We start from the raw sequence: 23,456 nt of genomic DNA, 5'->3' as shown, positions 1-23,456 counted from the left end.
AGCGCTACTGCCACACCATGATTATTATTTGATTCAGTCACCCAATCAGCTGCATCTTTCACAACTTCTTGTGCATTTCCCATTGCAACCCCTATTTTTGCTGATTTAATCATCTCTAAGTCATTTAAACTATCACCTATCGTCAACACTTCGTCCATTGATATGTGCAAGAGTTGACAAACCTTTTCAATAGCTCTTGCTTTATTAATTCCTTTTGCATTAATCTCAATATTATTAGGGCTTGAATTACTAATTTCAATGCCTGTTTTCATTTGTAGTTTCTCTAATATATGTGCACGTAACTCCTCATCTTCGAAAAACATAAGAAGTGCCATCCAACTACTATCATGAATACTGGTGGGAAGTTCATTTAACCACATTTGCTCCGTACAAACCGCTTTAAATGGTAAAGCGTATTCCTTAACTACATCCAATAATTCTTTCATCTTATCACTATGTAGCAAAGTTCTTTCCAGTAAACGACCATTTTCATCCCAAATCTCACTACCATTGACCGTTACCATATAAGATGAGAGTTTAAGTGCTATCGCATAATCTCGGCTTCGCTTCATCGTTCGACCAGTCGTTAATAAAACCGTAATCCCAAGTGCTTCAGCGGCTTTAATAGCATCATAGTTTTGCTTAGAAATTTCACCTTGCTCGTTTAGTAATGTTCCATCAATATCTAAAGCGATTAGTTTTATGCTTGCTTCACTCATGCAAATCTCCCTTCTTCCTATTTTCCACTAATTATCTCAACACTTTTTATACAACCGACTTCTTCGATTACTTCTTAACAAAGATAAAACCCATAGGAAAAAATTCAATTCTATGGGTTAAAAATTCATTTATCTTCCACCACAATATAAGCTGCTTTTACCGGTCCATGGACACCAACTACAAGATTCATTTCTATATCAGCAGAATTACTTGGGCCAGAAATAAAATTTATACTAGATGGTACTGTTTGACCAAGCTTAACTATTTCTCTAATATATTGTGCAGCTTGAGTCATTCTTGGAACAATTGTGCTCTTAGGAATAATAGCTATATATGTTTTGGGTAACAAACTAACCGAACGCCCCATCTGCGGATTCGCAAATAAAACAACGGTTGCTGACTCTGCTAACGTCATTTCACTAAACGTTATACCAATATTTGCTTTTTCAGCTAAAGCGATGTTTTCATCACCCTTTTCAGGATTCCATTCATATAGTGGATTTCCTTCATAAACAAGGTCATGTTGCAATAATTTATTAATTCCGTACTGCGCAAATCGTTCATCCTTTGTAATCATAGTAGCACCACCACCAAATGAATGAAGTACTGACTTTAATGTAGATGGTAAGTTCTGTAATGATGTTGCATAGAAATCAGTATGAATACGTGAGCAAATTTCTTTCAGCACAACAACTAATTCATCTTGTGATGCATCTTTCATCACTTCAAGCTGAGGTTGATATTTATAGATTGGACGCTTTACACCCGATAATCTCGGCTCTCTTCCTAGTCGATTCGCAATTTTCTCTAAAAATATCTCCCTGTTTTGAATCGTTCCAGTCATTCTTGTTCTCCTCCCTTGTCACGATTGCTGAACCAATCTCGAAATCTTTCTTTATTAGGAGCTGGAAATTCACGAATCTCTGTCCAAGCTTTGAGTGGTCCTGGACCCTTTGAAATTTTATGATCCATTGTGAACGGACTCATTGCTGATGGAGCAATTTTCGACCCTAATTTATAAAGTGCTGGTGAAGCAGCTCCTAATCCAAATGCCTTCATGGCTAGCTTTTCAGAAATGGGGGCTTTGCCTTCTCTTTCTACAATAACTTGTCGATGCTTATGTAATAATTCATGTAGAGGAATTTTTACAGGGCAAGCATCTGTACAAGCTGCACATAATGTAGACGCATATGGCAATTCTTTATAATCATCATAGCCACCAAGTAATGGTGAAAGCACTGCTCCTATTGGACCCGAATAAATAGATCCGTATGAATGTCCCCCAATATGACGATATACAGGGCAAACATTTGCACATGCACCACAGCGAATGCATTGAAGCACCGATTGAAATTCTGAGCCTAATATATTAGAGCGTCCATTATCTACAACCACTAGATGAAATTCCTCAGGGCCATCCACTTCTCCTTCACATTTGGGACCTGTTACTGCAGTTACATAGCTTGGTAATCTCTGACCAACTGCACTTCTAGTTAGCATATTCACCAGTACCTCAAACTCTTCATGAGTTGGTACAATGCGTTCCATACCCATGACTGTAATCTGAGTTTTAGGAATAGACGTTACTAATCTACCATTACCTTCATTTGTTACTAAGCTAACAGATCCAGTTTCCGCAATAGCAAAATTACAACCTGTTATTCCAATATCCGCTGTTAAAAATTCATTCCGTAAAATATTTCGAACATGGTCTGTTAATTCTGCAGGATCAGAGGATTTTGTATAATTTAATTTTTTCGCAAACACTTCTCGAACTTGTTCTTTATTTTTATGTAAAGCAGGTGCCACAATATGAGATGGCGGGTCATAATCATCAATTTGTAATATATACTCTCCTAAATCGGTTTCAATTACTTCACAGCCAATGCTTTCTAATTCTTTATTTAGATTAATTTCCTCTGTAACCATAGATTTCGATTTCACGATTTTTTTAGCTTGTTTTTCACTTGCCACTTCTTTAATATATTGAGCTGCTTCCTCTGCTGTTTCAGCAAAGAATACATGCCCTCCACGCTTAACAACATTTTCACTTAATTGGTACAAATAATAATCTAAATTTTCTAATACATGTTGTCGAATTTCTTCTGAATGTGATCGCCATTCTTCCCAGTTTCCTAATTCCTCTGCAGCAGCAAGACGACGTTCGTGTAATCGTTCTTGAGCTCCGGAAACGGCTTGTCTCATAAAGGCATTGTTTAAACCGCTATCTACTCGCTCACCAAATTGCTTCGAGCTTGTTTTCATCGCCATCTTCTTCAACTCCTCATATGCTCTTTTCTTTATACTACTAATTTATTTATCTGCTATTTAGTACCTCTGCAATATGCATAGTTTTTATCGGTTTACCTTTTCTTTCAATACGGCCACCAATATTCATGATACAACCAGGGTCAGACCCAATTATGTAGTCTGCATTTGTCGATTCAATACATGATACTTTCTCATCAACCATTTGCTCTGAGATTTGTCCCATCTTCACAGAAAAGGTGCCCCCAAATCCACAGCAATTATGCGCGTTTGGCAATGGTATAACTTGTAATCCTTTTACATTTTCCAATAGTTTAAAAGGAGCGTCTTTCACATGCAATAGTCTAGTCATATGACAGGATGTATGATAGGTAGCTGTTCCCTCTAGCTTCGCTCCTACATCTACTACGTTCAGAACATTAACAATAAATTCTGTTAATTCATATGTTTTGCTAGCAAGCTGTTCCGCTCTCTCCTTCCACACACGATCACCTTTAAAAATTGTCGGATATTCCTTAAACATTGTTGCGCATGATCCAGAAGGAGTTACAACATACGTAGCGTCTTCAAATGTCGCAATCATTTTCTTCATAGCTTCCTTCGATTCCTTTACATAGCCGCTATTATAAGCTGGCTGCCCACAACAAATTTGTGATTCAGGAAATTCTACTTCGCATCCTAATCGCTCCAATAACTCAACTGTAGCCTTACCTACATTTGTATGAAACATATCTACTAAGCAAGTAGCAAAGAGTGTAACTTTCATCATCTACTTCCCCCTAACTAATTAAGAACATTCAATAAACAGGTCATCAGATGACCTTATAAAAGAATTATAGTAATCATAATCATTATAATCTCAATAATCAGTTTTTAAATTATAAATCTCTTTCATAAATAGAAACTTCAACTAAATCATCGGTTTATTTTATGATTTTTATAATAGGCAGCTAAATTTTTCTCAACCACTGTTAAGTGATTCCACATTAGCTTTTGTGCCATTTCTTTATTTTTCTCAATAATAGCTTGTAAAATTCGAGCATGGTCACTAAACAAGTTTATATCAGTAATGCCCTCTGAATAAAGCCAAATCCTACGAGTTTCTTTCATATGGATAGACATCATACTTGAAACATTTCGCATTAATTTATACAGCATTGGATTTTGTGAAGCTTTTGCAATCATCAAATGAAATAGTATATCGTTCTTTTCTTCTTCATCATCATTACCGCATGAATCTTTCATCCGTTCTAAAATTGCTTGTAACTCCTTTATATTTTCAGTTGTTCGATTTTCTGCAGCTAATCCTACTGCACCAATTTCGATAATTTTCCGAACCTCCAATAAATGAACGACGTCTGTTTTATTCATTAAAACAGCAGAAGAAAAAGTAAAATCAAGCTTACTTGCATCGAACACTTTCACATATGTCCCTTCTCCTTGCTTCATTTCAATAAGCCCTTGAGCCCTTAGTGCACTCAATGCTTCACGAACAGCAGACCTTCCAACTTGAAAGTTTTCAGCTAATTGTTGAACAGAATCTAGTTTATCTCCTGGCTTCAACTCTCCACTTTTTATCATTTCATAAAGTGTATCAGCTATTGCTTCATTTATTTTTTTGGGTTTAATTCGTTTGTATTCAACAGCCATTACCATACACCCCTATATACACTCTCATCTATTTAAATTGTCTCATTTTTCAAAACCATCACTTCTTATTATAGAAAAAATAGACATTTTGTAAAGAAACAGAAAAATTATACATGTTCACATTTCTTACAAAACATCATTATTCTCTAATGTAAATTTGGAACATTGTATAGTTTGAATTCTTATTAAATATAAAAAGACATAACGACTAAAAATGGTCATTATGTCTTTCGTATCATCTATTTAAGCAATCGCTTCTTCAATATTCATAGCTGGACCAAAGAACTCAAATTTCACTTGTTCTTTTGGAACACCTAATGCGTAAAGCGTTGTAATAACAAATTTCATAAATGGAACTGGTCCGCAAACATAATATTCAGCGTCACCTTTATTCACTAACTCTTTCAACACTTCTTCTGTTACTCTACCTTCTTGAATTGCTGAAGATGCATTTGCTTCTCCATTTAATTCCTCATAGAAAGAAACTGTATTGAAATTTGGTAATGCTTCATTAATTTGCGCTATTTCATCTCTAAATGCCTGAACTATATTGTTCTTTGTTGCATGAAGTAGAGAAATTTCTTTATTTGTTTTTTCATTAGCTAACGTATTAAGCATGCTCATGAAAGGCGTGATTCCTACACCACCAGCAATGAAGCGAACAGCTTTTTCTTCTGGTGCTTCAAAGACGAAGTCTCCAGCAGGTGCTGTTACTTCAAGAACATCACCAACATTCAAATGATCATGTAAGTAATTTGATACTTTTCCTTCCGGTGCTCCTTCTAATTGTTCACGTTTTACAGAAATGCGGAAGCAATCTTCACCTAATGCATTAGATAAGCTATATTGACGATTTAATAAATATTTCTCTCCAGGAATACTTAATCGAACCGTAATATATTGTCCTGATTTAAATGCAGGTAATTGCTTTCCATCCACTGGCTGCAAATAGAATGAAGTAATAACATCACTTTCCTTTTCTTTTTTCACAACTTTAAATTCTTTAAATGCATCCCAACCACCAGCTGCACCTTCTGCTTCATCATACATTTCTTTTTCTACTGAAATAAATACATCTGCGATTACACCGTAAGCTTCTCCCCAAGCTTCGATAATCTCATCTGTTGCTGCATCCCCTAATACTTCTTTAATAGCTTTAAGTAAATTCTCTCCAACAATCGGATAATGCTCAGGCTTAACCACAAGGCTACGATGTTTATGAGCAATTTGTTTTACCGCTGGAAGTAATACATGTAGTTGATCAATATAATTTGCAGCAGCATAAACTGTATTCGCTAAAGCAGCTTGCTGTCTACCTTTTTGCTGATTTGCATGATTGAAAATGTTTAATAATTCAGGGTGAGCATTAAATAAATTTTTATAAAATGTAGTAGTAATCTCTGTTCCTTTAACTGCTAGAACAGGTGCAGTTGATTTTACAATATCGATTGTTTTTTGACTTAACATAACCATTACCCCTTTATTCCATTAAAAGTAGTATTCTTAATACATCTTTATTATATATACCTAGTTCATTAAAAGCAATATTTAAAATACTACTTTATTTCATTTGTGTCCAATTTGCGAATGGTATGTTACTATATACTAAAAGGACGCAATAAAGTAGCGAGGAATCAAAATATGAGATTAACCAGTTATACAGACTATTCTATAAGAGTACTGCTCTATTTAAATATTCATGATAACCAATTAAGTACAATTCAAGATATCGCTGAAGCATATGGTATATCGAAAAATCATCTCATGAAGATTATTTATAATTTAGGTAAACTTGGATACATTGAAACTATTCGAGGACGAAACGGAGGTATTCGCTTAGCAAAATCACCTTCGGAAATTAATATTGGTAAATTAGTGAGAGAAACAGAAGAAGACTTTAACATTGTGGAATGTTTTTCTAAAGATCATAACACATGTCCAATTACCTCTATATGCACATTAAAAGGTGTATTAAACCAAGCTATGTTTGCCTTCTTAAAAGTACTAGACGACTATACATTAGAAGACATTGCCAAAAATAAAATAAAGCTACGTGCATTATTTGATCAACATACAGATGAAAAATAAAAAAATAGGCATTCCCTAAATTATACTTAGGGAATGCCTATTTTTTATTACTTAGCTTCTACAGAAGAGTTAATTTTAACTTCTTGCACCCAGTTAAATGGATCTTCAAGTTCACATGTTTGAATACCTGTGATTGTGTCATAGATTTTTTGTGATAATTCACCAATTTCATTATCGTTAATATTAATTGTTCTACCTTCCCAAACTAAGCTACCAATTGGAGAAATAACAGCAGCAGTACCAGTTCCCCAAGCTTCATCTAGTTGACCATTATCATACGCTTCAAAGATTTCCGCAATTGATACTCTTCGTTCAGAAACAGGAATATTCCAATGTTTCAATAGTTCAATTACTGAAGCACGAGTTACACCATGAAGAATACTACCATTTAACATTGGTGTTACTACTTCACCATTGATTTTAAAGAATACGTTCATTGCACCTACTTCTTCAATGTACTTCTTCTCAACACCATCAAGCCATAGAACTTGTGAACAACCACTTGCATTTGCAGTTTCTTGTGCCTTTAAGCTAGCAGAGTAGTTACCACCTGTTTTTGCAGTACCTGTTCCACCTTTGACAGCACGAACATATTCATTTTCAACAGCGATTTTAACAGGGTTAATGCCGCCTTTATAGTACGCACCAACTGGTGACATAATGATGATGAACTTATAGCTCTCTGATGCATGTACACCTAAGAATGGTTCTGTTGCAATAATGAATGGGCGGATATAAAGAGATGTTCCTTTTGAATGTGGCACCCAATCCTTATCGATTTCAACTAATTTCTTTAATCCTTCTAATGCTTGCTCAACATCGAAATGAGGAATACAAAGACGTTCATTTGATAAATTCAAACGTTCAAAATTCTTCTCTGGTCTAAATAGTACAATTTTGTCTTCTTTTGTACGATATGCCTTAAGACCTTCAAATACTGTTTGTCCGTAATGGAAAACCATACAAGATGGATCAAGACTTATAGGCTGGTATGGCTGAATTTTCGCATCATGCCATCCTTTCTCTGTTGTATATTCCATCACAAACATATGGTCCGTAAATACTTTACCAAATTGTAACGTTGAATCTTCAGGCTTTTCTTTTCTCTCACTTGTAAGCAAAACTTCAATTGTATTATTTGTCATTATTGTGTCTCCTTTGCTTAATGAACTTCTTCAAATTTAAAATAAATAATTATCAGAAAAATATGATAAATTTTATTTTACTCCTACCTTTTCAATGTATCAAGATGAAATAAGAAAAAATTCATTATTTCTAGCATCTCTGCCGTTTTTATGTAGATTTTTATATAAAATACCTTTTATATTATAGCAGTATATATATTAAAAGTGTATGCATTCAAATAAATTTCTTACCATTGCTTGACATATACTTTGACTTTACTAGCGATAGATCAACTACTTATAAGAAAAGCGCAAGCGCCCGTTTTGCGACGTATAGATTGGAGCACTTCGACTGAGATAAAGGAAACACGGAAAGGCGGTAGCCGATTCGATGTTGACTTATCGTAGGGAGATGGGCGAAATCTACTAGTCGCTGGGCGCTGGAGCTAGACACCGAACAAATTTATATACATTCTTATCTATTAAAAAAACGCCCCAAATCTAGAGGCGCTCCTAACTTAATAATAATATGGATAGTATGGATATGGATAATACGGATATGGATAGTACGGATATCCATATCCATACCCAAGGGTTGCCCCCAGCGCTAATCCTCCCAAGAATGGGAATCCAAAACCAAACCCAAAAGGTCTACCAAAAAACGGACGACCAAAGCCGAAACCTGGACGACCGAAGCCAAAGCCCGGACGACCAAAACCAAAGCCTGGACGGCCAAAGCCAATTCTCCTTACATCATTCATATCGACTGGAAAATGAGTGTTCAAAATAACCCCTCCTGTTACGTACTCCTAAAATTATATGCAACAAGAGTTACAAACTATTGGGCGTATTAATCAATCACTAGATTTGTCCATATTATAAATACCTAATTTTGATTATTTAACCCAATTATAAAATCTCATATACGGGTTTATAATCCCATTAGGTGAAATTAATCGGAAAGTATGACAATCTCCAACACAGGAAATTTTCATTTCTTCTTCCATATATATCGCTTTATCTTGATCCACTAAAATTCGGCCATAATTTGTTTCAACTTCAATTTCATTTCCTTCTGGTTCACCTATATACCAAAGAGTCGATACACCGTCATCACAGCCACAATCCTCTGTATCATATATTAATTTAAAGATTCCCTCTTTACCATTTGTCATTTCTATTATTCTTTTTATGGCATTTTCATCCCACATAATCTTCATTTGTATTCACTCCCTAAAATACAAAACATCTACCATTATTGTAGCATGTCGCTAAAAGGAATAGAAAACATATGCTATTAATAAGAAAAAACCTCACCGGTCTTTTTGATTGGTGTTTATGCTCCTTGATTTACTCCCAATCAAAAAAGAGCTATGCGGCAGAAATAAGACGAGCTGTTCTTGACAAACCGCTTTTGGTTTTCAAAACAGGTTGGCTTATTTCCGAGCATAGCAGGTGTAAGGTTAGACACCTCACAAAATTATATACATTCTTATCTTTCAAAAAAAGCAGCCCATAACAAAGGCTGCTCCTTCTCATATTAATTTTTTGCTACAAAAATATCTGTTAAAACAGGTACAATTTGTTTCTTACGTGATACAACACCTTTTAATAATGCTGTGTTGTTTTCAAGTGTTACATTGTAAGCTTGCTCAATAGCTTTCGTTTCTTTACCAAGAGCTAATACTGTGCTATCACTGTTTAAAATATCTGTTACCGCAAGCATAAATAAATCTAATTGCTTCGCTTCAATTACTTTAGAGATAGCTTCTTCTAATTCAGCTTGACGAGCGAATACTTCACTAACATCGATTGCGTTCACTTGTGCAACTTCTACTTTGAAAGAACCCATTGGGAATTCTTTTGCATCGATTGAAATTAATTGGTCTGCTGTTTTATCTGAAAGCTTCGCGCCAGCTTTCAACATTTCAAGACCATAAGTTTGCGCATCAACTTCAGCGATTCCAGCAAGTTCATTAGCTGCCTCAACATCTTCATATGTGCAAGTTGGAGATTTGAATAATAATGTATCTGAAATAATAGCTGATAACATCAGCCCAGCAATTTCTTTAGAAATCGTAACGTTTTTTTCCTTTGCGATTTTCAAAAGAATAGTAGCCGTACAGCCAACTGGTTCAGCACGGTAATATAATGGATCACTTGTTTCAAAGTTAGCGATTCTGTGGTGATCAATAACTTCAAGAATCGTTACTTGATCAATATCATTTACACTTTGCTGACGCTCATTGTGGTCAACTAAAATAACTTGATTTGTTTCAGTTGCAACACTCTCAATTAATCTTGGAGCTTGCATATTAAAGTAATCTAAAGCAAATTGCGTTTCCGCACTCACTTCTCCTAATCTTACTGCTTCAGCTTTAACTCCCATTTGTTGTTTTAATTGTGCATAAGCAATAGCAGAACAGATTGTATCAGTGTCTGGGTTTTTGTGTCCGAATACGAGAACTTTTTCCATTATGAGATTCTCTCCTTAAATCTAACGTAAATGTGTATATGATTTTTATACCTTTGTTATTTTACCACAATTACTACCAACTTTTAAATGAATTATATGCATTATAAATAATGTGAATGTAGCCTATATTTTGTTCAAAAAAGCTAATAACAATAACAATTCACATAAAAAAATTGATTTTTATACTTGTTATTCTATGTACTAAAAACATGAAGACGTCTCAAAAATGGTTTGTAACCACGTTTGCGACGTCTTCTTCAATTTTATTCATAACGAAGTGCTTCAATAGGATCTAATTTAGATGCTTTATTAGCAGGTAATAGGCCAAATATAATTCCAATAAACATTGAGAAGATAACTCCACCAACTACTACTTGCCATGAAATAAGTGATGGCCAATCAGCTATTGCTGAAATAATGGCTGAAACTCCCCATCCAAACAGAATTCCAATTAGTCCACCTATTAATGTAAGTGTGATAGCTTCAATTAGAAACTGCGTTAAAATTTGTTGTCTAGTAGCTCCTAATGCTTTTCGAATACCAATTTCTCTCGTTCTTTCTGTAACCGAAACAAGCATTATATTCATAACGCCTATTCCACCAACGAACAAGGAAATTCCCGCAATACTTCCAATAATAATCGTCATAATACTCGTTATTTGACCAAGCCCTTCAGCCATTTCCTCCATATTAAATACCATATAAGAGTCTGCTGTATTATGCACCTTATTCAACATACTTGCTGCCTTTTCTCCAGCACTTTTAATTTGTTCTGGTTTATGTGTTTGAAGCGTTATTTGATTATAGTTATTCTTCCCAAAGGCATTTCTGTATGTATTTGAAGGAATATATACTATATTACTATTCATAGAAAATAAACCTGAAGGCTTTTCTAAAACACCTATTATCTCAAGCGGTTGGTTACCCACTGTAATAATTTTACCTACTGGTGATTTTCCATCAAATAATTCTTCCTGAAAAGAATGACTTACAACAGCTACTCTTCTCCCACCAAGAAAATCAGAAGATGAAAACACCCTACCTTTTGCAATATCCAGTCCATATAATTCAAAATATGCTTGGTTAATTCCAAACGAAGAACTATCGACCGAATCACCATGATAAAACACTTTAGAAGCTTGGGAACTCGATGCAACAACTCGTTTTATTTCAGGGATATTTTCAAGCGTTCGTATATCCTCAGCCGTAAATGGTGGCACGCTAAAAATATTTGGATTCACCGTTATTTCTTCTTCTGAAGGCTGATACATCAACTCAATTGTATTTCCAGGTCCTGTAATTTGAGATTTTAACATCGCTTCACCGCCTTGCCCAATCGCAACGACCATGATAACAGAACCGACTCCAATAATAATGCCAAGCATCGTTAAGATAGATCTCATTTTGTGAGCTACCAAAGAACTAAACGCCATCTTTACATTTTCAAAGAACGTCATTGCGAATGACCTCCTTCTACAGAAGTCGAATCCACAATTTCCCCGTCTCTTACCGTAATAATTTTCTTGGTAAGTGCGGCAATCTCAGGTTCATGGGTAACGATAACAACCGTTGTTCCTTCGGCATTCAGCTTTGAGAAAATATCCATAATAGCAATACTCGTTTTCGTGTCCAACGCACCAGTCGGTTCATCAGCAAGAATTAATTTTGGTTGATTAACAATTGCTCTAGCAATCGCCACTCTTTGCTTTTGCCCACCTGATAAAGCATTCGGTAAATGATGCATGCGATCAGCAAGTTCTACTTTTTGTAGCGCATCTTGTGCTCGTCGTTCACGTTCTTTACGTGATATTCCAGCATATATCATCGGCAATTCTACATTTTGCAAAGCTGTTAACCTCGGTAACAATTGAAATTGTTGAAATACAAATCCTATAGATTGATTACGTACTTTTGCAAATTGCGTGTCATTATATTGTGATACATCTTCCTCAGCTAAATAATATTTACCGCTTGAAGGTTTGTCTAAGCAACCAATAATATTCATTAATGTAGATTTCCCTGATCCTGAAGGCCCCATAATCGCCATGAAATCTCCTTGGTTGATGCATAAATCAATATCTTTCAAGACCGTTATTTGCTCGCTTCCTACCTTATAAGATTTCGAAACACCTTCTAATTGAATCATTTCAAAGTCACTTCCATACCATCTTTTAACGTTTCTGGTGGTTGTATGATGACTTTTTCATTTTTCTTTAAACCTTTTGTAATTTCAATTTTTTCACTAGATGTAATTCCTGTTTTTACTTCTACTTTTTTTGCTATCTTTTTGTTCAATATAAAAACAAATTGCTTATCGCCTTTTGTAACAACAGCTTCCATTGGAATTGTTAAGGCATCCTTTTGCTCTGTCGCTATTTCCATTATTAATTGAAAGCCTGGGCGCAATAGATTAGTAGAATCTTTAACCATAACCTTTATTGGATATTGAGCTGCCGCACCATCATTACTAGTATTAACAGCACTTTCCTTTGGTAGCATAGATATCTCACTTACAGTTCCTGTCCATACCTGATTTGGAATGGCATCTGAACGTAAAGTGACATTTTGTCCTCGCTTCACTTTCACAGAATCATATTCCGTTATAAATCCTGTTGAAGTTAATCCACCTAATTGGCCAATCATAATAATCGGTTCTGCCAATCCTTCTTGCGATCCATTAGCTGCTTGCTTATTAATAGAAAGAACTGTTCCAGTTACTTCACTCACAACGGATAAATCCTTCATTTGTTGTTCAATATTTTTCTTTTGTAATTCCGCTTGCTTCAAATCAATATTAGCCATTTTACGTTCTGTTTGAAGATTTGTTTTTTCACTTTCAAACTGTTCCTTCGCCTTATCACGACCAACAGTCTTCGCTAACTCATCCTCTTTATCTTGCAAGTTAGCTAACTGATCCTTCACTTGATTAATCTTTAAATAAGCTGATTCTAATGAGAGCTTATTTTGTTCCAGTTCAAACTCTAATTGCGGTTGATTATATTTTATAAGAGCGATGCCTGGTTCAACTCGTTGCCCTTCTTTAACGAAATAATTTGCTACTTTTCCTTTGTCAGGTGAATAATACACTTTTTGCTGTTGTTCTAATTTAAGCGTACCTGGAATCATTAAATGTTCAGATATTTGTTCAAACTTCGCTTGAATAATCTTTACTTCTGGACCCTTCGCTGCAACTTGACGATAAATGGTTATTCCAACCATTACAATGATTAAACTAATAATAGCTATTGCAATCCATATTTTTTTCTTCATTACATCGTACTTAATCCTGAAATAATGCTACTAACATAAGTAAAACCAATACTAATTAAGTAAAATGCAATTGAAATCGTCCAAGAAAGACCTTTTGAGAATTGTGCTACCTTTTGTAAACCTATCGCAGTAAGAACTACACCCCAAATTGTAAATAATTCAATGGAGCCAAGCACAGCATTTTCACTTCCCATTACACCCGCTAAACTAGTAATCATATTGTCTGGTCTAGTATCTATTATTATGCTAATAAGTCCATTTAAAATCAGTCCAACTGCAGAAATAAGCATAATAAATGTTTTCATTGATAATAATTGCTTAAACGTCACCTCTGAACCTGCAATTTTTGCTATTAGCAAATAAATAGCTGCTGAGATTAATAGGGCAATAATTGGTGCAAATACACTTGCAACAGCACCAAATATTTTACTAACAGTCATAACAGTATCCATTTGGTCTGCTGGAACAGTTTCTCCCAATATTTCTGAGTAATCCATTTGAGAAATAGAAAAATATGTACCAACCACAGATAAAACAGTAACAATCAGTAATGGAATCCAAAACGTTGGACGATTACGTATTTTTTCAAATTGTTCAACAGGACTCCAAATAATTCTAAATATTGAAGGCTTGGCTCCAGAAACTTCTTTTTTGGGATTTTCCACATTATTTTGTTCCATTGTAAATCACTCTCCTATAAACTATTTTCACCTTAGTTAATACTACGCAAAACTAAACAAACGGTTTCATATTATTTCGAAAATATTGCCTATTAAATATTTTACTAAATCGTAAATTTTTATACTAATAAAATTCTTATTCATATTTAGATATCTACAGATATAAATAAGATTGAATTGAAAACAAATTCGAATGATAAAAAAATGGAAAAGGGCATCCTAAAAATGATTTTCCACTTTTAAGACAGCCCTTTTAATTATTATCTTCTAAACCATTTTTTCAGAAATGAAAATCCTCCAGAATTATCTTCTTGTGTAGCTGGCTTCATTTCTGGTTTATTTTCATTTATATAAATATCTTCTTTATCAATAGCATGATCATATGCTAATACTAGCCCTATCTCACTGTTATGCTCTTTATTTGTCACAATTGTATAGGATACATTGTTATTTTGAGCTACTTTTATATATTTCGATAAATAAGAATAATCCACATTCCCATTTACATATAATTTTGCTTCTTTATTATTTTTGATAGCATCCTCTACTTCAGGTTGAACTTGATTAGCTCGTACTTGAGACGCAGTTAAAGCAATTACAATACGCTCACGTAAAGTTCCAAGAAATTTTCTTCTTTCGTCAGGGTTTATTTCTTTAGCTCCATAAATCCCTTGTTCAATAATTTCGTCAACCGTCTTCTTAGACAATTTACATCCTCCTTAAAACGTTTTCTATGTAAAAGTATAGTATGTAGTATCTCTCAAATATGGGAAAGTAATAATTAATGGAAAAAAATTTTAAAGATTTCTAAACAAAAAAAAGACGAGGTCTTGGCCCTCGCCTTAACAATCCTGCTTCTTAGATAAACAACGATCACATTCCATTAAGTAGCATTCTTGACTCATATGAATTGTTGCACCACACTCTGGACAGCTTTTTTCTGTAGAAATTTTAAAATATTTTGTTGTTGGTTGATTTTTCATTATAAATTCCTCCAATAAATTGTTTTTTGTTTGATTGCCCCTCTGCGATATAAGCAGAGGGACAATTATTTAAATTACTTATTTAGTAGTTTGAAATTGTTCTGCTTCAGTTGATCCAGCTAGAGCTGTTGTTGAAGAAGTTCCACCTGATACAATTGTTGCAACTTCATCAAAGTATCCAGTTCCAACTTCACGTTGGTGTCTAGTTGCACTATATCCATCTGCTTCACTAGCAAATTCAGCTTGTTGTAATTCAGAGTATGCAGCCATACCATTATCTTTATATTTACGAGCAAGCTCGAACATACCGTGATTTAATGAGTGGAAACCAGCTAATGTAACGAATTGGAATTTGTAACCCATTTTTCCTAATTCTCTTTGGTAGTTAGCAATTGTTTCATCATCTAATTTAGCTTTCCAGTTGAATGATGGAGAACAGTTGTAAGCTAACAGTTTACCTGGGAACTTCGCATGAATTGCATCAGCGAAAGTTTTAGCATCTTCAAGACTTGGTACTGAAGTTTCACACCAGATTAAGTCAGCATATGGTGCGTAAGCAAGACCACGAGCGATTGCTTGATCTAAACCTGCTTTAGTGCGGAAGAAACCTTCTGTAGTACGTTCTCCTGTAATAAATGGTGCATCTGCAGGGTCAACATCACTTGTAATTAAATCAGCAGCATCAGCGTCAGTACGAGCGATTAATACAGTTGGAACACCCATTACGTCAGCAGCTAAACGAGCAGCGATTAAGTTCTTTACAGCTGTTTGAGTTGGAAGTAATACTTTACCACCTAAGTGACCACATTTCTTCTCAGAAGAAAGTTGATCTTCGAAGTGAACGCCTGAAGCACCCGCTTCAATCATGCCTTTCATTAATTCAAATACGTTTAATTGACCACCGAAACCAGCTTCAGCATCTGCTACGATTGGAGCGAAATAATCAACATCTCCTGAACCTTCCATATGTTGAATTTGGTCTGCACGTTGAAGAGTTTGGTTAATACGTTTTACAACTTGCGGTACAGAGTTTGCTGGGTATAAGCTTTGGTCTGGATACATTTGACCAGCAATGTTAGCATCTGCTGCAACTTGCCATCCACTTAGGTAGATTGCTTTTAATCCTGCTTTAACTTGTTGCATTGCTTGGTTACCAGTTAATGCACCAAGAGCATTTACGAAATCTTCTGTATTGATTAAGTTCCAAAGTTTTTCAGAACCACGACGAGCTAACGTTTGCTCAATATCAATTGAACCTCTTAAACGAATTACTTCTTCTGCAGTATATGGACGAGTGATTCCATTCCATCTTTCTTCTTTCCAGCTAGCTTCCAATGCATTAATTCTTTCTTGAGTCATGTTATTTTCCCCCAATTATTTGTTTATATTTTTTCCTATTCAGATGTTATTAAAAATTCCGTAAAGCTATCTCTTTTAATTAGCTATTGGAATATGTACCAACTTTTCACATTTAATTATTTGATATTTCAATAGAGCATGTTTTACCTCTAGTTGTTTTTGATTATTTTGAATTTTCAGTTTAGTCTATGTAGTTTTCCGCTCGAATCATCATCCCCTCTATTCCCCCGTCTCCCTTTGTTCCTTTTGTTATAATACAGTGTGTGTGTTTCTATTTGTATTGTATAACATAATTCCGTTTTTTGTCACTACTTTTTTTCAAAAAAATTGAAATATTTAAAACAATTACCATAAAAAACCTTAAAAACCCTTGCTATAACTGTGTTTAACCCTATTTTAAAAATTGTTACAGTTTTATGTTTTCACATTTGTTATAGAACAGAATGTGTATTAATACAGCTTTTTTTCGACAAAAAAGAGGCTTTCCAATAAGTCCTATTCGCTACATTTATTTGTATGGATGAGAAATTAAATTCGTTGATTTTTTTGGAGTCACGTGAGTTTCATCTTAACCAAAAGCGCTAAAAATCAACTTTTTTAGTTTACTAAGTAAAAATGAGATGTAAATGAATACGACTTCGAATGGTATAAAAAGCGTAAAAGGGCGTTCGAAAAATGATTAAAAATCATTTTTTCGGACAGCCCCTTCTTCCTCTTTTATTCATTGACTTGAATTTTTCGTATAACTAGCCATGCTAAATATAACGTAATAATAGCCCCACCATATGATGCTATTGTTAAATCTTTTTTAATTAGCATTGACATAAATGGAGGTCCAGCAGCCACACCAATAAATCTAGCAGAACTGTAAAAAGAGGTAATAAGCCCTCTCTGTGACTTCTCGATATTTTCTGTAATTAAAGCGTCTAAAGTAGGCAATATGCTACCTATTGCTATGCCGTTTAAACTAATGATTGTTAATAATAAAAAAATGGATTCATATTCTTTAAAGAAAGTTAGCGTTGCAGCTTGAAGAAGCAATCCTAAGATTATAATTTTCTTCATAATTTGTTTATTACCCTTAATCAACTTCCCACTTACAAGAGATGAAATACATAAAAAAAGCAATGGAATAGCTAAAACTAGTCCTTTTTTCACACCTTTCATATGAAATTGTGTTTCTAAATGACCAGATAAAAACACTTGCAGTGAAAAAAGAATAAACATCACGAAACCACCAACAACGAATAATGTATACAACCATCTTCCTTCTTTATGAAATATTTTCTTAGCATTTACAATGAACTTATCCATTGGAATAGGTGTTATTTTTTCTTTGGTGTTTTCACAAAAATACAAATAAGAATAAATGATATGATACTAAAAAGAGAAATTAAATAAAAAGGAAGATACCAAATAATTGCTGCAAATACTGCTCCTAATATAGGACTGAGTACTTTTCCAAATGTATTCGATGTTTCAATAATACCTAATGCAGAACTTGCATCATCGTCATTCTTATACAAATCACCAATCAATGGTAACACGATAGGTGCTGCACCTGCAGCCCCTATCCCTTGTAAAATCCGTCCTACTATAATCATCCAATATGGATGCTCCATATTAGAAGCGGCAAATCCTGATACTAACCCGCCAATTAACACAATAGCTAAGCTCGGTAAAATAATTTTCTTTCTCCCATATTTGTCAGAAAGATAACCTGCTATCGGAATTAACAAAATGGATGCAATCGAATAACAGGTTATTAGAAGACTTGATTTAAATGCAGATATATGTAATTGCTTTTCAATTAATGGCAACGCAGGAATTAACATACTATTCCCTAACGTCATTACTAATGGAATAGATGCCATACTCACTAAGCACCATTTACTTACTGTTTGATTATTTTTCTTCATTCCTCATCCTCTATTTCCTTTCTACATTCAATTCATTTCTTAATATGTGCTCATTCGTAGTATTTTATTATAGATATAATACGTTTTCATCCACCTATTCAACGGTCTCCAAATACAATGAGTATTTACTCCCTTTAACAAACATGTTACGAATATACTTTTAAAAATTCCGTATGTTAATCAGTAAAGGAGTGACAAGAATGAAGAATGAAAACACCCATACAGGCAAATTTACAGTTGCTGGTACAAATATAGAAGAAGTAAAGCAATTAAATGCTCATTCTGGATTAACATATAACGAAATTAAAGCTTTAATACAAAAAGAATATGAAAATAAACAGTAATAAAGAAAAGGCTGTCAAATCAATACTTTTGACAGCCTAACTTTCATCTATACAATAATGACTTGATCTTCATCCTCAGGATCAACTGCTTGTGGAACAATTATTTTTGTTCGTAAAATCGTTTCTACACCTTTTTCAGTTATTGGGTGATTATCCAAAATATCAATTGAGAAAGGAATACTACAATATTCATTGGAATCAACATGATGAATATCTTTTAAAATTATTTCATGTAAAGTTTTTTCATGATATGAGAAATCACTATCTTCCCTATCTTGCTCATATTTTAATACTAAGGTTAATACGATTTCGTCTATTACCTGTTCAGCTGCGCCACCTTTTATATGTACTATCCCGTTCATAGACTCTCCACGACGATATTGCTTATGATCTAAAATCGTATCCACCATAATATTTCCTAACCCTATACTAGACATGAATTTTTTCCACATTTCAAATAGCCTCCCTTCCAATTAGTAAACCTTTTACATTGTATGATGTACTATACTGTATTTTTTCCATATTAGAAGTGACGAAAACATTTTTCTGCAACTCTCTTCAAATTTTTTTGATTGCTAAACTTCTCCCATTTACTACAAAACAAAAAGAAGCCATATGGCAGATGATTTGTAATCACTGGCCATATAGCCTCCACTCTAGTCATTCAAAGTACTCAACAAAAGGTAAACTAATTTTGAAAGAAGTTCCTTTATTTTGCTCACTTTCAATTTCAATTTTCCCTTGATGGCTTTCAATAATTTTGAAACTAATCATTAATCCTAGTCCCGTTCCCGTTTCTTTCGTTGTATAAAATGGCTCTCCAATTTTCTTCAATTGATCATGAGGTATTCCTACACCTGTATCCGTAACAATAATATCAACATATTTTTCTTTTGTTTCTACATAAATGTTTAATTGCCCACCATCAGGCATAGCCTCTATACTATTTTTCACTAAATTTAAAAATACTTGCTTCAATCTATTTTCATCACATAGTATCAAAAACTCTTCTTCACTTGCATGAAAATGTATTTGCACCTTCTTCTTTTTCGCTTCATATGCAAATAATGCGAGCGTGTTTCGCAAAATAGAAACAATATTTTTCACTGCAAATAAATCTGACTTTGGCTTTGCAATCATCATAAACTCTTCTACAATAGTATTCACTCGATTAATCTCATCCAGAATTATTTCAAGATGCTCTTTTCGTTCTGCTTTTTCTTCATCGAGTAGCAAAAATTCCGTATATCCCCTCATACTAGTTAAAGGATTTCGAATTTCATGTGCGATTCCAGCCGCCATTTGCCCTAAAGCAGATAATTTATCTTGTCGATGAAGTATTTCTTCTTGTTTTTTCTTCTCGGTAATATCATTACGAATAGCAAGGTATTGATAAGGTTTATTCTGCTTATTTAGAAAAGGAACAATCGTCGTTTCTACCCAATAATACGTTCCATCCTTCGCCTTATTTCGAATTTCACCCTTCCACACTTTACCATTTCCGATTTTTCTCCAAAGACTCTTGAAGAACTCCTTCGAATGTAAGCCAGAACTTAATATTCGATGATCACTTCCAATTAGTTCATCCTTCGTATACTTCGAGATGTTACAGAAATTATCGTTTACTTTTGTAATAACCCCTTGCGCATTCGTTACAGCTACAATTGATGCTTGATCGAGCGCGTATTTATATTCTTGAAGCTCTTTAAGTGTATTTTGTAATTCTTCCTCTACTTTTTTACGATCTGTAATATCAGTTTGTATAGCGACATATTGGTACGGTTGTTGTTTCTTATCTAGAAAGGGAAAAATCGTTGTATCTACCCAGTAATACGTTCCATCTTTCGCAACATTACACAATTCACCTTTCCAAATTTCACCTTGTTCAATAGTAGACCATAATTCCACAAAGTAAGATTTCGGATGTTGGTCGGAATTTAACATCCCGAATCTCTTTCCGACTAACTCCTCTTCTGTATACTTAGATATTTCCACAAATTTATCATTCACATATGTAATACTACCTCTTGGATCGGTAATTGTTACTATAGACGATGCATCTAAGGCAGACATAATATCTTTAGAATAAAGATTGGTTTTAACCACTCGTTTATTTGCCATCATGCTACCTATTATTAATCCTCCAAATACGATTATACTTAACAAAAGAAATATTGAAGGTAGCCAATAACCATCCATAGATAAATAAGATAATACCGTATCATGATTTTCCAATTTAAGAGAAGATTTAATAACTAATAAAAATCCCTGTCCAATCGCCACCGTTATAATGCATGCCGCAAGTGGTTTAATCCACACTTGAGGAAATTGCTCATCCGCATCAAAAATAAACCAAAAAGCAAAAAAGCAAAAAAGCATAATTAATAAGAATGCCATGCATAACCAAAATACACTATATTGAAAACTGACATGAATGGAATGCATGCCAATAATATGTGTTACTAAAACAGCTATAGCAATAATAGCGCTTCCGATATATAAATTCCTCTTCTTTTTTTTCTTCTCTAAAAACTTAAATGCAGCAAAAGTTAAGATAAAACTACAAAACATTGAAATTGCGCTTATTAAAACAATGTATTCAGCAGAACTATTCATATCAATCGCAAGCATTCCAAAGAAATTCATCAGCCATATGCCAATTGCCATGCAAAATGAACTTCCCAAAAATAAAAAGTTATGATTGCTTTTCATACTAATCATGTTAGTAAACAAATCTAATGATGCATATACTGCAATACATGTTAAAAGAATTCCTATTAAGATTAAAATAGGATTAAATGAAAAAATAAAACCATCCATGAGCAAGTGTCAACTCCACTACCAAAATACAACCTATCATTGTTCATTATTTTACATCAATATGTACTAAACAATATCATTTTCTTATAAAAATGTATTAAAAATCTCTTTTTAATGCATTTTACTTACTGATAACTCCAAAAAACCGCCCAGAAATGAGCGGCTTTACTATATCATATGGTTAATGGATAGTATTAATCAAGTATTTGAACTTTTACTTGTTTTACACCCCATTGATTTACTTCACTTTCATTTGGAATGTAAACATCAATTCGATTGCCTTTTATTGCCCCACCAGTGTCTAAAGCAGTCGCATAACCATAACCTTCAACATATACTTTACTACCTAGTGGAATGACATTTGGATCAACAGCAATTACTTTTGCACCTGGATTTGCTTTTAAATTAAAACCGGTTGCTGTTATACCCGTACATTCATCACATGTTTCAGAATATGCTGTTGCGGTCACTGTTATTGTTTTAGTAGCTGTTGAAGCAGGCGTTTCTTGTTTAGGTTGACTAGCTGACTTTTCTTGAACAGGAGCTGCTTTAGTAACAGATTTTTGTACTTGTTGTTGTACTGGTTGTTGTGGCTTTGGGCTAGTAGCTACATCATTCGATTTCTCAACTTGCTGTTCTTCTACTTTATTAGTTGAAGTAATCGGAGCAGATGTACTCTTTTGTTTACTACTTGATTCCTTAATTAGAAGTTGTTGTTTAGGATGAATTAAATCGCCAGTTAGATTATTCCAGCTTTGAAGGTCGGTTACCGTTACATTAAACTGTTGACCAATTTTCCAAAGTGAATCACCTGCAACGACTGTATAATGTTGCTCCGATGAAATCACAAGTGGTTGATTTACATTTATTAAATCCGATTGTAAATTATTTGCTCTTTTTATATCAATAACTGAAACATTATACTTTTGCGCTAATTCTGATAATGTGTCTCCTTGTTTGACAACAACCTCTTCTGCATGTGCGTTAATCCCTACCGTAGTAGAAATAGCAGCTGCAGCAATAAGTGATACAATTGTTTTTCTCATGTTGATTTACTACCCCTCTCCATTAGCTCGAAATTAGCTAACGAAGATAAGCATAGCATGAATTTTCTTAACAATGAGAACAATACAGTTATAATTGCATAACAATAATTACAGTAACATATCAATATAATGACAAGAAAAACAAAAAATGAAATGACTAACCAAAAAGTATATTATGCTCACTATTACACAGCTAGCTTAAGGTTTTAAAGTTAACATTAACAATTAAGTAATTTTAGGTAACTGTCGAACTTCTTCTTGCATATCACTGCCACATAACGGACAAGCAGAATCATCGGATATAAATTGTGTCCTCATCCATCCGTTACATTCCTCCGATGTACAAGCATATACAGGTGTATCTTCAATTATTACTTCATCAACTTCTTGTTGTTTTTTGGAAAAGTACATGATGAAACCTCCTGAGAAATTCTCTTTTTAAAAATGAATCATACCTATAGTATATGTTAATTTATTCAAATTATCCCTTTTCTCTTTTTCTAAGAAAAACCGTCACCGGTCTTTTTTGATTGATGTTTATGCTCCTTGATTTGCTCCAATCAAAAAAGGGCTATGCGGCAGAAATAAGACGAGCTGTTCTTGAAAACCCTCACTTGGTTTTCAAAACAGGTTGGCTTATTTCCAAGCATAGCAGGTGTAAGGTTAGACACCATACGAATTTCACACATTCCTTGCTTTTTTCTAAATC

At 34.1% G+C, this 23,456-nt stretch carries 25 protein-coding genes; 2 read left to right on the top strand and 23 right to left on the bottom strand.

Annotated elements, in window-relative coordinates; translation table 11 throughout:
* The 6 genes from TX86_RS05240 to hmpA form a co-directional block, all read right to left on the bottom strand.
* Positions 1–719 (bottom strand): phosphoglycolate phosphatase (locus TX86_RS05240; protein WP_042350185.1); only part of this gene is annotated, 719 nt, incomplete at its 3' end.
* Between the two features lie 125 nt (positions 720–844).
* Positions 845–1,564: a LutC/YkgG family protein gene (locus TX86_RS05235; protein ID WP_042346908.1), complete on the bottom strand. Its 720-nt coding sequence runs from the start codon at positions 1,562–1,564 to the stop codon at positions 845–847.
* Entirely contained in the window at positions 1,561–2,991 is a 1,431-nt protein-coding gene (locus tag TX86_RS05230; RefSeq protein WP_042346906.1) for a LutB/LldF family L-lactate oxidation iron-sulfur protein, read from the bottom strand. The genes TX86_RS05235 and TX86_RS05230 overlap by 4 nt, the downstream gene beginning before the upstream one ends.
* A gap of 46 nt (positions 2,992–3,037) precedes the next feature.
* A complete protein-coding gene (locus TX86_RS05225) occupies positions 3,038–3,754 on the bottom strand; it encodes a (Fe-S)-binding protein (RefSeq protein WP_042350182.1) in 717 nt (238 codons plus the stop codon).
* Between the two features lie 149 nt (positions 3,755–3,903).
* Positions 3,904–4,638 carry a FadR/GntR family transcriptional regulator gene (locus TX86_RS05220; RefSeq protein WP_042346905.1) on the bottom strand — a complete coding sequence of 245 codons (735 nt, stop codon included), beginning with the start codon at positions 4,636–4,638 and terminating at the stop codon, positions 3,904–3,906.
* A gap of 243 nt (positions 4,639–4,881) precedes the next feature.
* Positions 4,882–6,105 (bottom strand): NO-inducible flavohemoprotein, encoded by a 1,224-nt coding sequence (hmpA, locus tag TX86_RS05215; RefSeq protein WP_042346904.1) that lies wholly within the window; start codon positions 6,103–6,105, stop codon positions 4,882–4,884.
* Between the two features lie 174 nt (positions 6,106–6,279).
* Between hmpA and TX86_RS05210 the strand changes: the two genes are divergently transcribed.
* Positions 6,280–6,726, top strand: a complete 447-nt coding sequence (locus TX86_RS05210) for an Rrf2 family transcriptional regulator (RefSeq protein WP_042346903.1) — start codon at positions 6,280–6,282, stop codon at positions 6,724–6,726.
* Positions 6,727–6,773: 47 nt separating this feature from the next.
* Here the strand turns inward: TX86_RS05210 and TX86_RS05205 are convergent, their stop codons facing one another.
* From TX86_RS05205 to TX86_RS27555, 13 genes are all read right to left on the bottom strand, one after another.
* Positions 6,774–7,871, bottom strand: a complete 1,098-nt coding sequence (locus TX86_RS05205; RefSeq protein ID WP_042346900.1) for a branched-chain amino acid aminotransferase — start codon at positions 7,869–7,871, stop codon at positions 6,774–6,776.
* A gap of 497 nt (positions 7,872–8,368) precedes the next feature.
* On the bottom strand, positions 8,369–8,635 hold the full coding sequence (ymaG, locus tag TX86_RS05200) for an inner spore coat protein YmaG (RefSeq protein WP_195892862.1): 267 nt from the start codon (positions 8,633–8,635) through the stop codon (positions 8,369–8,371).
* 111 nt (positions 8,636–8,746) lie between these two features.
* Positions 8,747–9,070: an iron-sulfur cluster biosynthesis family protein gene (locus TX86_RS05195; RefSeq protein ID WP_042346897.1), complete on the bottom strand. Its 324-nt coding sequence runs from the start codon at positions 9,068–9,070 to the stop codon at positions 8,747–8,749.
* 320 nt (positions 9,071–9,390) lie between these two features.
* A complete protein-coding gene (locus tag TX86_RS05190; protein WP_042346894.1) occupies positions 9,391–10,326 on the bottom strand; it encodes a manganese-dependent inorganic pyrophosphatase in 936 nt (311 codons plus the stop codon).
* A 263-nt stretch (positions 10,327–10,589) separates the two neighbouring features.
* On the bottom strand, positions 10,590–11,783 hold the full coding sequence (locus tag TX86_RS05185) for an ABC transporter permease (protein ID WP_042346891.1): 1,194 nt from the start codon (positions 11,781–11,783) through the stop codon (positions 10,590–10,592).
* Positions 11,780–12,472 (bottom strand): ABC transporter ATP-binding protein, encoded by a 693-nt coding sequence (locus TX86_RS05180; protein ID WP_042346888.1) that lies wholly within the window; start codon positions 12,470–12,472, stop codon positions 11,780–11,782. The genes TX86_RS05185 and TX86_RS05180 overlap by 4 nt, the downstream gene beginning before the upstream one ends.
* Positions 12,469–13,596, bottom strand: coding sequence for an efflux RND transporter periplasmic adaptor subunit (locus TX86_RS05175; protein ID WP_042346886.1), 1,128 nt, complete (start codon positions 13,594–13,596; stop codon positions 12,469–12,471). The genes TX86_RS05180 and TX86_RS05175 overlap by 4 nt, the downstream gene beginning before the upstream one ends.
* Complete coding sequence (gene yknW / locus TX86_RS05170) at positions 13,596–14,276, bottom strand: YknW family membrane protein (RefSeq protein WP_042346885.1); 681 nt, start codon at positions 14,274–14,276, stop codon at positions 13,596–13,598. Before yknW ends, TX86_RS05175 begins: the two co-directional genes overlap by 1 nt.
* A 260-nt stretch (positions 14,277–14,536) precedes the next feature.
* Positions 14,537–14,983, bottom strand: coding sequence for a YueI family protein (locus TX86_RS05165; protein WP_042346882.1), 447 nt, complete (start codon positions 14,981–14,983; stop codon positions 14,537–14,539).
* Positions 14,984–15,118: 135 nt separating this feature from the next.
* A complete protein-coding gene (yhfH, locus tag TX86_RS26140) occupies positions 15,119–15,259 on the bottom strand; it encodes a protein YhfH (RefSeq protein WP_081707564.1) in 141 nt (46 codons plus the stop codon).
* A 78-nt stretch (positions 15,260–15,337) separates the two neighbouring features.
* Positions 15,338–16,618 carry an isocitrate lyase gene (gene aceA / locus TX86_RS05160; RefSeq protein WP_042346880.1) on the bottom strand — a complete coding sequence of 427 codons (1,281 nt, stop codon included), beginning with the start codon at positions 16,616–16,618 and terminating at the stop codon, positions 15,338–15,340.
* Between the two features lie 717 nt (positions 16,619–17,335).
* A complete protein-coding gene (locus TX86_RS27560) occupies positions 17,336–17,878 on the bottom strand; it encodes an MFS transporter (protein WP_336469850.1) in 543 nt (180 codons plus the stop codon).
* A gap of 65 nt (positions 17,879–17,943) precedes the next feature.
* Positions 17,944–18,537, bottom strand: a complete 594-nt coding sequence (locus tag TX86_RS27555; protein WP_336469849.1) for an MFS transporter — start codon at positions 18,535–18,537, stop codon at positions 17,944–17,946.
* Positions 18,538–18,737: 200 nt separating this feature from the next.
* On the opposite strand from TX86_RS27555, the gene TX86_RS26950 reads away from it, so the two are divergent.
* Positions 18,738–18,881, top strand: a complete 144-nt coding sequence (locus TX86_RS26950) for a hypothetical protein (protein WP_042346877.1) — start codon at positions 18,738–18,740, stop codon at positions 18,879–18,881.
* Between the two features lie 47 nt (positions 18,882–18,928).
* Here TX86_RS26950 and TX86_RS05145 read toward each other — a convergent pair whose 3' ends face one another.
* The 4 genes from TX86_RS05145 to TX86_RS05130 all read right to left on the bottom strand — a co-directional run bounded on the left by TX86_RS05145 (position 18,929) and on the right by TX86_RS05130 (position 23,158).
* On the bottom strand, positions 18,929–19,333 hold the full coding sequence (locus tag TX86_RS05145) for a sporulation protein (RefSeq protein WP_042346875.1): 405 nt from the start codon (positions 19,331–19,333) through the stop codon (positions 18,929–18,931).
* A 208-nt stretch (positions 19,334–19,541) separates the two neighbouring features.
* A complete protein-coding gene (locus TX86_RS05140; protein WP_042346872.1) occupies positions 19,542–21,701 on the bottom strand; it encodes a PAS domain-containing protein in 2,160 nt (719 codons plus the stop codon).
* A gap of 194 nt (positions 21,702–21,895) precedes the next feature.
* On the bottom strand, positions 21,896–22,747 hold the full coding sequence (locus TX86_RS05135) for a LysM peptidoglycan-binding and 3D domain-containing protein (RefSeq protein WP_042346870.1): 852 nt from the start codon (positions 22,745–22,747) through the stop codon (positions 21,896–21,898).
* A gap of 225 nt (positions 22,748–22,972) precedes the next feature.
* The gene (locus TX86_RS05130) at positions 22,973–23,158 is read right to left on the bottom strand and encodes a cold-inducible protein YdjO-related protein (protein WP_042346869.1); all 186 of its coding nucleotides are present in this window, start codon (positions 23,156–23,158) and stop codon (positions 22,973–22,975) included.
* Positions 23,159–23,456: the final 298 nt, after the last annotated feature.

This window comes from Bacillus massiliigorillae (assembly GCF_000380245.2).
GTDB classification, from domain to species: domain Bacteria; phylum Bacillota; class Bacilli; order Bacillales; family DSM-1321; genus Bacillus_AD; species Bacillus_AD massiliigorillae.
This window is presented reverse-complemented; position numbering and strand designations above follow the sequence as displayed.